Source organism: Paenibacillus pectinilyticus, from assembly GCF_001700435.1.
GTDB lineage: Bacteria > Bacillota > Bacilli > Paenibacillales > NBRC-103111 > Paenibacillus_E > Paenibacillus_E pectinilyticus.
Genome location: NZ_LYPC01000020.1, coordinates 226,470 through 239,982, shown reverse-complemented (window position 1 = coordinate 239,982; position 13,513 = coordinate 226,470). Strand labels below are relative to the sequence as shown.

Here is a 13,513-nt window from a genome sequence, read left to right as displayed (position 1 = left end):
AACCTTACATTGCGAATTTTTTCCACAATTACGTATTGACAGAATAAACCTGGCGCTGTTATATTCATTTTAATAAAACCAAGTAACTTGGTATGGTTTATAAGTTTTATCAGAATGGTGGTGTTCCATGCGGAACAAGGTTTTTAAAGCGACGGTTCGATCCGTGCTTATAGGCTACTTAATCGTTTTTCTTCTTATCCCTATCGCATCCATCTATGTCAAAGGATTTTCGTTAGGATGGGAGCCTTTCTGGAAAGAAGTTACGGGACCTTTAGCATGGAAATCAATTATGTTAACAGTTAAGCTCAGCGTCATTGCTACTGTGATTCAAGCCATAGTAGGAACGATCATCGCTTACGTTCTCGTCAGGTATCGTTTTCGAGGGCAGAGTATTCTAAACAGTATGGTTGATCTTCCCTTCTCACTTCCGACCTCTGTTGCCGGATTAATGTTTCTAACCCTACTAGGACCACAAAGTCCACTAGGGGCTTGGCTAGACCATGCGGGGATTAAGCTGCTTTATAATCAAACCGCGATCGTTATCGGTCTCGTCTTCGTAACCTTTCCATTCGTTGTACGAACGGTTCAGCCATTGCTCGAGCAGATCGATCCAGCAGAAGAACAGGCTAGCTTTACACTCGGCGCAAGCAGATTCTATACGTTCTGCCGCATTGTGTTTCCAGCACTTCTACCCGGTACGATTGCCGGCAGTATGCTCGCTTTTTCCCGCTCACTTGCTGAATTCGGTGCCATCTCATTGATCTCCGGTAATTTACCAGGAAAAACGATGGTCGCCTCGGTCTATATATATGGTGAAACGCAGAACTACAATCCCGAAGGTGCTGCTGCGATCTCACTAGTCCTCCTTACACTTTCCGTCCTGATATTATGGGCTATCCATGTATGGACACGCGGAAAGGGGCGGCTAGCATGAGAAGATTATTAATCGGAATTTCTTTTTTGGTCATATTCCTACTAATTATATTGCCTTTCTTAGGTATTACAGTGGGCGCGTTCGAAGATGGGCCTAGTGCTTTCCTGAAATCACTGGTTCGACCAGAAGCCCTGCATGCCATGAAAATTTCCCTGATCATTGTATCCATCGTTACTATTCTTAATGCCATTATCGGAATTTATATTTCATTAGAAATTGTAAGAGGGTCTTGGATCTCCCGTTGGCTAAAGCCTATCATTAACGCCTTGATTGATCTTCCCTTTGCTGTATCTCCAGTCATTGTGGGCTTAATGGTGATTTTGATCTTCGGGCCAAACACAGCGCTCGGAGCCTTCTTGGAAGACCATAACATGAAAATTGTCTATGCCATTCCTGGTATGGTGATCGCGACCATGTTTATCACCTTCCCGCTTATGGTACGTGAAGTTGTCCCTTTACTTGAAGAGATCGGTACACAGTCCGAAGAAGCTTCGGCTACCTTAGGCGCCGGTCCATGGCGTACGTTCTTCCAAGTGACCTGGCCGAGTATTCGCTGGGGTGTCGTGTATGGGTTAATTTTGACTATTGCGAGAGCGCTCGGTGAATTCGGATCAATCCTGGTGGTGTCCGGTAACATCATTAATCAAACACAAACGGCTACTACACTCGTCTATCAAGACGCTGAGCAATTTCAACTTGTTGCAGCGAATAGCTTAGCTTTCGTACTAGGACTCATTTCGATCACGATTTTGTTAGTGCTAGAGTGGTTAAAACGGAGAAGTGAAGCAGCAAGAAACCATGGAGGAGGATCCCCGCATGCACATTGAAGTGACCAACTTAAATAAACATTACGGTGAATTTCATGCGATCAAAGACGTTAATTTTAAAATAAAAGAAGGGCATCTTGTCGGCTTGATTGGACCGAGCGGTGGCGGTAAAACCTCCATCCTGCGGATGCTCTCTGGTCTCGAAAGCCCTACTGGCGGCGATATTTATTTCGACGGTAAAATAGCGACTCACCTTCCTGTGCAAGAGCGCGGAATTGGTTTCGTATTTCAAAGCTATGCCCTCTTCAAACACATGACCGTTTTTGACAACGTTGCTTATGGACTGAAGGTACTCAAGAAATCGAAGGCTGAGATTCAGGATCGCGTTACGTATTTACTTAATTTAATGGGGCTAGCTGGCCATGAGCGGAAATATCCGCATCAACTTTCTGGCGGTCAACGCCAACGGGTTGCCTTTGCCCGGGCATTAGCACCTGAACCGCGCCTCCTTCTACTCGATGAGCCATTCGCGGCAATTGATGCCAAGATTCGGAAAGAGCTACGTGTGTGGCTGCGTAATCTCATTAATGAATTCAAAGTAACGACCTTGTTCGTTACGCATGATCAGGATGAGGCGATCGAGGTCGCTGATGAAATAATTTTGGTCCAAGGCGGAAAAATCGAACAGCAAGGAAGCCCTTGGGAAATTTATACGAAGCCTGCCTCTTCTTTCGCAGCTTCCTTCATTGGTGAATCTAATGTGTTGTCTCACTACGCACCGTTAGTTGGCTTCCCGTCCCTTGCTGACCTTCAGCAAGACGGTAAATGGCTTCCAGATGTCAATGTCCTCATTAGACCTGAGAATATTGAGGTTCGACCACATAATGTCAGTCACTTAGCTACTGCTGGTGAAAAAGGTAAAGTCACACACGTTCACTTCCGCGGCGATTCTTGGTATTTGGAAATGGACGCTGGTCCATATAAACTCTTTGCTTACCAGCCAGTGAATGACCGCATCTATCAAGTTGGCGATGACGTGAACATCTTGATTCATCAAATTTCTGTATTTACCAAGGACGGTACTACTTGGATTGATAATCAGGCCAAACAAGATCCACAGCCTGTCTTCATATGATCATTTATCCTAAATAAGCATTAGAAAAGAAGGGGAGTTGTTAACCATGAAAAAATTCAAATCGCTTGGCCTCGTTACTGCCGCATTATTCACAGCAAGTATTGCCCTTACAGCTTGCGGATCCGACACAAAAACAGCAAGCACTAGTTCACCTACAGCCGCAGCAACCACTGGCGCAACAGCAACAGCAGCTGCAAGTACGACACCAAAAGCGGATGGCGGTAAAGTAACAATCACCATCGGCGCTTATTCCATCTTGAAAGATTCCTTTGATGTCATCCTGCCGAAATTCAAAGAAGAATATAAAAAGAAAACAGGTGTAACTGTTGATTTCCAAGAATCTTATGTAGCATCTGGTTCCCAAGCTACTGCGATCATTCAAGGCTTCGAAGCAGATATCGCCCCACTCTCTCTTGAAGGCGATATCCAAAAAATCGTGGAAAAAGGCTTGATCACGAGTGATTGGAAAAACAATCCTTACAAAGGAAACATCACAACATCCATCGCGGCGATCGGTGTACGTGAAGGGAATCCGAAAGGCATCAAAGATTGGTCCGATTTGACCAAACCAGGTGTAGAAGTTCTAATTCCAAATCCAAGCACTTCCGGTGGCGCTAAATGGGATATCAATGCCGTTTATGGTGCTGGTCTCAAAATCTCCGAAGCTGCTGGCAAGCAAGACCCTGCCGTTGCCAAAGATTTGGTAGCCAAAATCTACAAAAACATTAAAGTTTTAGACAAGAGCGGTGCGGATTCCCTTACGACTTTCGATAAAGGTGTAGGCGATGCGATCATCACTTATGAGAATGAACTTGTTGCTCGTATCCAATCCGGTAAAAAATATGTTGAAGTTATTCCGCAATACACAACTTCCATTGAGAATCCAGTTGCTATTATCGATAAATACGTAGATAAACATGGTAATCGTGAAGCTGTTACAGCTTTCTACAACTACTTGTTCTCTGTGGATGCTCAGAAGGTTTTTGCTGACAAAGGCTTCCGCTCTGTTCTTCCAGAAGTTGCGAAACAATATGAGAAAAACTACACAACTCCTCCTGGCCTATTCAACATCGAATACCTTGGCGGATGGGATAAAGTGAACAAAGAGCTCTATGGTAAAGGCGCGATTTGGGAAACCATCCTTGCCGAAGGCGGAGCTAAGTAAGACAAGAAATAACCCCAGAGCAGCCTTGTGCTCTGGGGTTTTCGTTATTTAAGGGAAGCGCCCTTCTCCACTTTTCCCCTCACTTGCTCTGGATATTTGATCCGCTTTAATTCAGCCACGCTGATAATCGTAATGATGACTAACAGAAACCATGAAGTGATTTTACCCCAGTGCACAATCTGCCAGGAAATTTCTTGATCGGGATAGCGCCATGCACCTAGGAAGGTGGAAATATTTTCGGCGAGCCAAATAAAAAAAGCGATCAGTGCAAAGGACAACATGGTGGGCATTTGACGAGGCACTGTGGTGACCGTAAAACGAACTTTCGTTTTGTAAAAAAGGATAACTAAACCCGCGATGAGGAACCAACGGATATCATAGGCAAAATGATGCGTAAAGAAGTTCGCATAAATACACACGGCTATCATAACTGCAATCGAAGTCCTCGGCCAGTGCACCAGATGTAAATCAAAACGTTTCCATGCCTGACATACGTAACTCGCCACACTGGCGTACATGAAGCCGCTATATAACGGGACTCCGCCGAATTTCGTCCATCCTTCTTCTGGATAAGACCAAGAACCCATGTGCACTTTATACAACTCTAAGCCTAGTCCGATGAGATGAAATAATGTGATTACCTTGAGCTCATCCACGCTTTCTAGCTTCGACCAGACCAATAGGAGCTGAGCAAGGATACACACAAGTAAGATAAAATCATAGCGATGGATAAAATCAATATGTACAACTTTCGATATCGCTAATGTCATAAAAATTACAACAGGAAAAATGCAGCACAACGCCTGCTTCCAGCCGAAAATCAGGAATTCCTTTAGATGCTCTACTTTCATACTGTCTCCTGGGGTGTATGCGAATTCATATATTTGACTTCGGAATGATTCACATTCACTAATACTTCGTCTAGCATCGTGTCATCAGATTTATGGTAAGTTTGCCGCCATATTTCATTCCCTCTGTACCATTTATCTCCACGTTGATAAAACTGATGGTTTTTTTCTTTTACTTTGTAATCATAAGCCAATTCCGCCTCACTGCTAATCGTGCCTTCTAAGTACTCGTCGGTCACTTCTAGGTTAAATTGAAACCGATTCTCAGTAGGATTGTAAAATTGCAGATCGACATAATTGTAAAACACACTCGTCCCTGTCCCAAAAGGAATCACTCGGCGATCATCAGGAAAAAGATCAAAGCTATGATGATGCCTTTCCTTGATGACAAGTGGCGTATGTAGCGCTAACCAATACAGCATATTGGCTAACTGACACAGCCCTCCGCCCGTTCCTACCTTCACCTCGCCGTGGGATAACATAAGGCCCTCAATGTACCCCTTCTCCTTACTCGTTACGCCGATTAGCTTCCAAAAGGAAAACGTTTCGCCAGGCTGGATCACGATTCCATTCACATGTTTCAATGCAATGCGTAAATTCACAATCTTATTCTCTTGTAAAATCGGATCTGTATGACCGAGTACTCTTCGTAAAATCGACTTATGCTTCTTCACCGTGTAGGGAAGTATCTGGTCACTTTTTAAGTATGCGAATGTATGTCCAGGATTCAAATTGATGATGTGCCTTTTGAACATAAGCTGCTTTACCCGAAGTTGATATAAAAATGGAAACCGTTTGCCTATTCGTTTTTTCATCTCAACAAATTCCACTAATTCCCCGTCCTTTTCTTTGGCAATAGATGGAGTCGACTATCCCCTAGATTTGACTCCTACAGTTTATAAAAAGTTCGAAAGTGGTTATTAACCACTAACACTGTGCTGCTTTTGTTCATTCACGTGCGATATCAGTAATATTCAATAAGCATCCAATTATTCCTTCCTTTTCCAAAACAAATAAGGCAGCTCCCTATTGGGAACTGCCTTATTTATTAGCCACGCGTCAAGTAGCTGCCTAATGTCTTTCTTCTTTACGAAGTTTCCGCGCTGTAAAACGTGCTTCCGCAGATTCAAACAGCTTCTTCTCTTCATCCGTCTCGGCGATGATGCCTGGAACGGGACATGGCTGACCATGTTCATCCAAAGCAACGAAAGTCAAGAATGAAGTAGCGGTCCGCTTTTTTTCACCTGTAAGCAGATTCTCCGACTCAATTTTCACATAGACCTCCATGGAGCTTCGATGTGTCCATGTGACGAATGCTTCCAACTGAATGGCCTCGCCAAGCTTAACTGGCGCGAAAAAATCCAGACTATCACTAGACGCAGTTACGACACTCTTACGGCAATGGCGCATCGACGCAATAGTTGCCACTTTATCGATATACTGCATAACGCGCCCGCCAAACACCGTATTATGGTAATTCGTGTCCGCCGGCAAAATAATTTCTGTCAACACGGTTCGAGACAGTCTTGCTGCTTTGGGTTCCATACTGGTTGCCTCCGAATGATGACCTCAGACATACAGGTACTGCAGTCATGCTATATTTTAGTCGAAATTCAAAGTTAATTTCCCTGCTGCTTGCTTGGCTAGGCTGCGCGCTTCTTCCACCGTCTCAGCCGAACTTAGGGCTACTGCCATGCGGCGTCCCACTTTGGTTTCTGGCTTTCCAAACACGCGAACTTGCGTATTCGGCACAGATAACGCTTCTTCAATTCCGCTAATCGTATATTCAACTTGCTCGCGATCTGCTTTTAGCGTGTAGCTTGCACCAGGTGTTAACAAGCGAACTCCCGTTATGGGGAAGCCCAATATCGCTCTTGCATGAAGCGCAAATTCACTGAGATCCTGTGTAGCCATCGTAACCATCCCTGTATCATGCGGGCGAGGTGAAACTTCACTGAAGTATACGCCATCTGCGGTTAAGAATAGCTCTACCCCATATAAACCAAGACCACCGAGGGCATCCGTTATCGTTTTGGCCATATGCTGCGCATCCATGATCTGTTGCTCTGACATGGTGTGAGGCTGCCAAGATTCGATGTAGTCACCGTCTTTTTGGATATGACCAATCGGCTCACAATACGTAGTCCCCGAGATGGAACGAACCGTTAACAATGTGATCTCCGATTCAAAGTGGATGAATTCCTCAACGATTACGCGAGCTTTCTTGGCGCGTCCGCCTTCCATGGCGATGTTCCACGAAGCTTCCACGCCTTCAGGCGTGCGGCAAACACTTTGCCCTTTACCCGAAGAGCTCATGATCGGTTTAATTACGCAAGGTGTCCCGATTTTTGCTACTGCTGCGTGTAATTCTTCCAGACTATTGGCAAATTCGAATTTAGCTGTGCGCAATCCTAACGTTTCAGCGGCAAGTCGGCGAATGCCTTCTCTATCCATCGTCAAACGAGAAGCCGTTGCCGTCGGAATGACTCGGTAGCCTTCCGTCTCCAATTCAACAAGTACGGAAGTGGCAATTGCTTCAATCTCAGGCACGATCAAATCCGGGCGCTCTTGTTCGATAATCGCACGCAGTTGCTCACTATCTAGCATATCAATAACGTGGCTGCGATGTGCAACTTGCATGGCAGGTGCATTCGCATAACGATCAACCGCAATCGTTTCAATACCTAAACGTTGTGCTTCAATGATAACCTCTTTGCCAAGCTCTCCTGAGCCAAGCAGCATAATTTTCTTCGATTTGTGTGATAATGGTGCTCCGTACATGAGATTCCTTACCTCCTATAATGATAATAATGACGGCTTCAATGTGTGATACGTATGTAGATAATAAATGATGATAGAACGAAATGAGATCAAAATCATCGAAAAGGGTCACATTTACTCGGATTTTGCCGTGAAATGACCCTGATCTATTGTACTGGATTTTATGGGTAAAAGATAGATGAATACAGCAGTTTAGGTTCCGCCGATTGTTCATAAATGAAGGAAATTTCACGTCATCTTGTTAGGTGAGAATTGATTTCAGTAGGAGCTTTCGCAAAATCGGCACCAGTTGTTCGGGCAATTCCTCTACGTTAGGCACAACGATGCTACTACGCCCATACATATTTCGCATGGCATTCCGCTGTGTTTCATGCACCGTGCCATTCGCTAGAAACACACTGATGACTTCGACACCCATGCGCCTAGCTTGCAGCACAGCTTCGTGTGTATCCAAGATGCCAACATCATTATAGTTGGCTGCGGAAGGCTCCCCATCCGAGAACACAAGGAGGATGCGCTGCCGCTCTGTGCGACGCAGCAGCCGCTTCGTCATCTCGCGAATAGCAAAGCCATCGCGATTATCCTGCTGCGGCTCCAACTGCATCAGAGCCGCGCCACTCCCGACCGCGAGGCAGGAGCCAAAGTCGACCGCAACCTGGAACAGGTTCGGTGCCTCCTGCTCCGTAACGCGGTCCGCATCTTCCCAGAATCCCACGACTTCGTGGGGGATTCGCAGGTCCTTGAGGGTCTCGTGGAACAGCACGAGACCGAGCTTCGTTTCGTCCATTTTGTCATACATGGACGCTGAGCAGTCGACGAGCAGCGCAAACGCTGCATCGAGCTGGGGTACCGGCGCGCGCTTCTTATAGAAGAGGCGCGGCAGCTCTTGCGTAACGGCTCGCGTAAGCCGCTTATCGAGCCGCCCGAATAAGCGATCGCCGCGCGGGGCGATCCGCTTCTGCTCCAGCGTGCGCCGTATCGCACGCTGCAAGGGCTTCGCGAGCGGCGCTGCGCGCTCGCTCAGGCGCCTGAACCCGTCCTCCTGCGCAGCAGTAGGACGTTCAGGCGCGAGCCAGGTCGCCGTCGCGAACGCGGCGACCTCAGCTACGCCGTGCCCCGCTGCGGCGGGCACGGAGGCGCCTTGGCGCCGCTCAGCGGCGGCGCCGGTGCGCTGGGCGCGCTGCGAGCGCCCCTGGGTGATGGCGAGCGCCTGGTCGGCGGCATCGCCCTCACGTGGCGCAGAGCCCTGCGCGGCGGTGCGTGCGCCGCGCTCCAGCTCGAACCGCAGCAGCCCCGGGCTGCGGTCACTGCTCTCGCGGTGCCAAGTCGGCATCCGCTCTTGGCCTGGCAACTGCCGCTCCCCCTCTTGTTCGGGGAGCACATCATCGTTGGCAAGCGGCTTCGCACGCTTGAGCTCGCCTTTGTAATCCGCAACAACCGGCTCGGCTACGCCACTGCCTTGCTGCATCCAGAAGTAGGCAGCAACAGCGTCCCGCTCCAGCCAATCGGATAGCGCAAGCATCATCTTTTCGCAAGTTTTTGCAACATCTGCCGTATGTGACGCTTCCTCGACTTGCTCTAAATCGTTGTAAAGGGCGGCTAATTGAGTAGACAATTCTATGCCAAACGTAGTGTGCATCTCGCTTTTCCACGTTTTTCCAGTAAACCAGCCATAGACCAATAGTAGCACAGCATCCCCAAGCTCTCCCTTGGTTAGATGAGTCTTTAATTTATGTTGAAAATACGAACCTAGTATGCGATGCCGGTGAGCAAACACAGCTCCAGTTCCAGGTCTGATTTTACGGCAGATTCGTTCTAGCCGCATATCTTCGCAGAGTGCAAACAAGCAATTAGCCAGCTTAGGAAACCTGGTATTCGCACAAAAAAGAAGATAGTCGCTCACGGCTTCTGCTCCCGTGAACCAGGCACTGCCAAGACAACGCAGATACACATCACTTTTCATCCCAGCTGTTTTATCCTTTAGGGAATAATCCCACCAGAACTGGCTCACGGTCATGTGAGAGGCTGACTCTTCATAGTGTGCATGGAATCCCGCCTCGACCTCAAGCTTTCCTCGTTTGGTAAATAAACGAGCCAAATCAACCAGCTGCATATGCAGCATAGCATCAATTTTATCATCCAATCGGCTAAGACTTCCTACGAACATCGCGTTAAAAAAACGTTTCAGCCGCATTCATCACAGCTGCACGTTCCCTTTCATCTTCTAGCTTATCTGCGATCGCTCGCGTTACAGCCCGCATAGCCGGAATATAGGCTGCTAGATCGCAGGCATCTAACAAGGCTCTAATGGACCCCGCTTCATCAGGTAATTGGCCCATTTCAATCAGAGAAAGTAAATCCGCTGATAGCTGAACAAATATGCGAATCAATTTCTCATCGCGCAGTACGGAACGACTTTTGACTAACTGAAACAAAGCCTCGCCTTGCAAATACGGAATATCAATTGTTACAAATCGATTCTTGAGTGCTTCGTTTAAAGGGACTGTACCAATGTACCCCTCGTTGATGGCCGCCAGCACTCGAAAATCCGGATGTGCTTTAACAACCTCACCAGTAAACGGGTTCGTAATCGATCTGCGATGATCCAGTACACCATTAATCAATGGCAGGGTTTCCGGCTTGGCCATATTAATTTCATCAATATACAGCAAATGCCCTTTGGTCATAGCTTTCATAATTGGCCCAGGAATAAACGCGATTTGACTGCGGCCATTTTCGTCATGCGTTAATGTTTTGAATCCTAGCAACGCTTCTGCATCCAAATCTGTGGAACAATTGACACTATGCATAGGCTGGTTATAAATAGCCGAAACATGCTCCGCCAGTTTGGTTTTGCCAGAACCCGTCGGCCCCTTCAGCAGTACATTTTTACCTAAAAAGAGGGAAAGAATCGCATCCGTAAGAAGCTCCTCTGTCGGGGCTTCATAGGCTGCTACGCCAATCAAATTGCGATCCTCCGTCGTATATACGTTCTTTTGTCGATCTAGAATGGTTAAATGAAGCTCTTTCGGCAGGTGTTCTATCTTCAATGACGCTATTTGCATGGTGATGGTGATCCTTTCCTGATTGCAATATCTTCTTACTATTTATCAGGAAAGCGCCTATTGTCAAGCCACTTACGTAAACCAAGGCTCCTCGATGACCGAAAACGCATAGAAAGACATCGCTTCACCACAGGATGGACACAATGGTTTAGATGGAAAATCATTATAATGCTGGGCCAAGCTATAGGCAGTTTCATAATTGATGGCTAGCATCATATCTTCTTTATGCATGTAATCACATGTTTGCGAGCTGCAGTACGCACGAACCTTATATTTATTACTCATTTGCTACTATTAAAAGCATATTTAACCATCGTATTAAACTCGTTCAAATATGTATCCATTCGTTTGTTATTGCGCTGCTGCATGTCATAATACATCATTCGATTCACAAAAAGTGGATTAGACGATATATAAATCGTGGAATCCGGATAAATGCGCGTTAACAAATGACGGATCGCGTTGCTGCTATCCATTGGTATGGGTTTCGCTGAGACCCAATCCATTTGTGCTCCCATACCTGAGCCGAACAACCCTGCTTCTTTAGTAGGATCGTTATTTTTGCTTAGCTGCTTGGATTGGTCAGTCATTGTCGTATTATCCTTCATCCCGCCCATATCAACAGCCACATAAATATTAGTATCCGTCATAGCCACAACAGTCGAGCCTAGGCGAGCGGCCTGCATGACTTGATCTGCCACTTCACGGTTCATGGATAGATACGTGTTGCGATGCGTTTTCTCATCTATTGTTTTGGATTGCGTCCCCAAAGCGTGCCCTGCGTGTGCACGGTGGTTTTGGTTTGTTTCGAAAGATGCCATAGCACCTTTCGAGTTATGATTACTGAAATCGGAGCTCCCACTACTCTGTATGGAAACCATCGTTTCCTTGTTTTTATTCGTACCCGCTGCCGCCGTACACCCTGTCAAACCTACGATTGCAGCCGTCATCAGAACGGACATTTTCACAGCGTTCATCGTTATTCCCCCTCTATATCTGTAGATTCCATAACTTACTCACTTACCGAATTACAATTCTTAATTCCTCTTTTACTAACTCGGAAGCCCGTCCAGTTCCTTGGTATACGCAATTAGCGCAATTTCATAGCCTAATTCCTCTTTCATACGAGCCTCCAGGTTACGAAGATCCTGCATCAATTCCTCATGAATCCCTAAATTTGCAAAATGATATTCATCCATCTCCATGTTTCGATTAGCCCCCTTTCTCATTCAGATTGACTTTAGTGTTAATATGGTCCAAAACCCTTATTTTTACTACTTTTATTTAGAAAAACATCTGATAGCGTCCTTATAAGCATGTTGAGTAACCTTTTTTTATAAAGCCTGCAAAAGCGCATTTTTTATTAGATATTTTTTGTTTAAAATATAAATAAATGTAAAAATATTTCCATCAAAAAAGCACCAATAAGCCTGCACTTTTGCAGTTTTGTCGGGTTTGTGGGGCTTGTCTATGGAAATCATGCAGTTAGTATTATTACTGATTTGGATTTGAGCTAGCGTTGGAACTACTGGTTCCTATTCGAGTCAAGGCTAAGTCTTACATCCCCCTCCAACATCCAACTAATAAAAAAACCTCCACCCAAGCCGTTCCAAATAGAACGGCCTAAGTAAAGGCTACATATTTCTCAAATCACACAACTACTCGTCTTTCTTCCGCGTGTCGTCAATGTCCTCCAAAAGCTTGCGAACCGCCTCTGGATCTACATTACCCTGATCATGGAAAGCTCTTAGCTTTTGCATCAAATCAGCCGCGATAGCCTCGTCTTCAGTCTGTTCATCTTCATGAGAAGGGTCGAACCAGATATAGAAGCCCTCAGGCCCATTTCGTAAAAAGGCAGATTTCCAATGCTCCGGATAGGCATATCCCTGCTCTCCAAAAATCATCCCAAGCACATCATCACTCTCGATAGGTAGTAAGTAATGAAAAGACTCCGGTACGCCTGTATTCGAGAAGTCACGATGCATATAAGCATAATGAAGATAATGCTCGCCTGTTTCGGAATCCTTAGCTATTTCATAAAGATCTAACTCTGTTTGAAGCAATTCTTTCACGGATGTAATCCGCGAAGCAATTGTCTCTGCTGAAATTTTCTGTTGTTGGCTGAATGAAGATTCCAACTAACTCACCTCCTATGTAAAACTGTCTCCCAATAAGACTAGGAATCCGATCTTCGCGAAGATTCAATCATGGATTCGCGAAGCGATCTTTTGGGCAGCTTCCATTTATAATTCACGGAGAACATTCGCAATATGACGATTAACGAAAATAAAATAGCTAACTGCCATGTGCCTTGATTCCAACCAAGTCCGACTAATGCACCTGCAAGCATGCCCCAGACCGCGTAAATTTCATCCTTGAGTACTAATGGCTTGCGCCCAGCTAGTACATCCCTGACCATCCCGCCGCCAATCCCTGTCAGTACTGCTGCGACGATAATGGCACTTAATGGATGCCCCATGTTCGTTGCGTATAACGCTCCTTGGATAGCGAAAGCCGCTAAACCGATCGCATCAAAGAAGGCTTCCCAGGTTTTCCATAATCGAATGAACTTTACTGGGCTAAAAAATACAATCGTCATCGCAAATAAAGCGATTTGAAAGTACATGCCTTGCTCCCATAGGAGCACGATGGGTTTACCGATGAGCAAGTTCCGAATGATCCCCCCGCCAAATGCCGTGACAAGGCCAAGAACGTACACACCTAAGATATCATATTCCTCTTCCATCGCCACGATCGCACCACTCACTGCGAAGGCGATCGTTCCGATGATACTAAATAACTCCCAGTTCACGACTTG

15 protein-coding genes are annotated in these 13,513 nt (G+C 46.0%); 4 read left to right on the top strand and 11 right to left on the bottom strand.

Going from position 1 to position 13,513, the window contains the following annotated elements; translation table 11 throughout:
• Window positions 1-127: 127 nt before the first annotated feature.
• From cysT to A8709_RS14915, 4 genes are read left to right on the top strand one after another with little or no spacing between them, the layout of a single operon-like run.
• The gene (cysT, locus tag A8709_RS14930) at window positions 128-934 is read left to right on the top strand and encodes a sulfate ABC transporter permease subunit CysT (RefSeq protein ID WP_065853158.1); all 807 of its coding nucleotides are present in this window, start codon (window positions 128-130) and stop codon (window positions 932-934) included.
• Complete coding sequence (locus tag A8709_RS14925) at window positions 931-1,761, top strand: sulfate ABC transporter permease (protein WP_065853157.1); 831 nt, start codon at window positions 931-933, stop codon at window positions 1,759-1,761. Before cysT ends, A8709_RS14925 begins: the two co-directional genes overlap by 4 nt.
• Window positions 1,751-2,836, top strand: coding sequence for an ABC transporter ATP-binding protein (locus tag A8709_RS14920; RefSeq protein WP_065853156.1), 1,086 nt, complete (start codon window positions 1,751-1,753; stop codon window positions 2,834-2,836). The genes A8709_RS14925 and A8709_RS14920 overlap by 11 nt, the downstream gene beginning before the upstream one ends.
• Window positions 2,837-2,882: 46 nt before the next feature.
• Window positions 2,883-4,001: a sulfate ABC transporter substrate-binding protein gene (locus A8709_RS14915; protein WP_065853155.1), complete on the top strand. Its 1,119-nt coding sequence runs from the start codon at window positions 2,883-2,885 to the stop codon at window positions 3,999-4,001.
• A gap of 44 nt (window positions 4,002-4,045) precedes the next feature.
• Here A8709_RS14915 and A8709_RS14910 read toward each other — a convergent pair whose 3' ends face one another.
• From A8709_RS14910 to A8709_RS14865, 11 genes are all read right to left on the bottom strand, one after another.
• Complete coding sequence (locus A8709_RS14910) at window positions 4,046-4,852, bottom strand: DUF817 domain-containing protein (protein ID WP_065853154.1); 807 nt, start codon at window positions 4,850-4,852, stop codon at window positions 4,046-4,048.
• Window positions 4,849-5,664 (bottom strand): VanW family protein, encoded by an 816-nt coding sequence (locus A8709_RS14905; protein ID WP_065853375.1) that lies wholly within the window; start codon window positions 5,662-5,664, stop codon window positions 4,849-4,851. Before A8709_RS14905 ends, A8709_RS14910 begins: the two co-directional genes overlap by 4 nt.
• 256 nt (window positions 5,665-5,920) lie before the next feature.
• Entirely contained in the window at window positions 5,921-6,394 is a 474-nt protein-coding gene (locus A8709_RS14900) for an acyl-CoA thioesterase (RefSeq protein ID WP_065853153.1), read from the bottom strand.
• Window positions 6,395-6,451: 57 nt separating this feature from the next.
• Window positions 6,452-7,630, bottom strand: coding sequence for a formate-dependent phosphoribosylglycinamide formyltransferase (gene purT / locus A8709_RS14895; protein WP_065853152.1), 1,179 nt, complete (start codon window positions 7,628-7,630; stop codon window positions 6,452-6,454).
• Window positions 7,631-7,871: 241 nt separating this feature from the next.
• On the bottom strand, window positions 7,872-9,824 hold the full coding sequence (locus A8709_RS14890) for a nitric oxide reductase activation protein NorD (RefSeq protein WP_244163194.1): 1,953 nt from the start codon (window positions 9,822-9,824) through the stop codon (window positions 7,872-7,874).
• The gene (locus A8709_RS14885; RefSeq protein ID WP_065853151.1) at window positions 9,802-10,695 is read right to left on the bottom strand and encodes an ATP-binding protein; all 894 of its coding nucleotides are present in this window, start codon (window positions 10,693-10,695) and stop codon (window positions 9,802-9,804) included. Before A8709_RS14885 ends, A8709_RS14890 begins: the two co-directional genes overlap by 23 nt.
• Window positions 10,696-10,767: 72 nt before the next feature.
• Entirely contained in the window at window positions 10,768-10,980 is a 213-nt protein-coding gene (locus A8709_RS14880) for a hypothetical protein (RefSeq protein ID WP_065853150.1), read from the bottom strand.
• Entirely contained in the window at window positions 10,977-11,672 is a 696-nt protein-coding gene (locus A8709_RS14875; RefSeq protein WP_065853149.1) for a hypothetical protein, read from the bottom strand. The genes A8709_RS14880 and A8709_RS14875 overlap by 4 nt, the downstream gene beginning before the upstream one ends.
• Window positions 11,673-11,747: 75 nt before the next feature.
• A complete protein-coding gene (locus A8709_RS34535) occupies window positions 11,748-11,900 on the bottom strand; it encodes a hypothetical protein (RefSeq protein WP_167357077.1) in 153 nt (50 codons plus the stop codon).
• Between the two features lie 453 nt (window positions 11,901-12,353).
• Window positions 12,354-12,833 (bottom strand): hypothetical protein, encoded by a 480-nt coding sequence (locus A8709_RS14870; RefSeq protein ID WP_065853148.1) that lies wholly within the window; start codon window positions 12,831-12,833, stop codon window positions 12,354-12,356.
• A gap of 38 nt (window positions 12,834-12,871) precedes the next feature.
• Window positions 12,872-13,507, bottom strand: a complete 636-nt coding sequence (locus A8709_RS14865) for a trimeric intracellular cation channel family protein (protein ID WP_065853147.1) — start codon at window positions 13,505-13,507, stop codon at window positions 12,872-12,874.
• Window positions 13,508-13,513 lie beyond the last annotated feature (6 nt).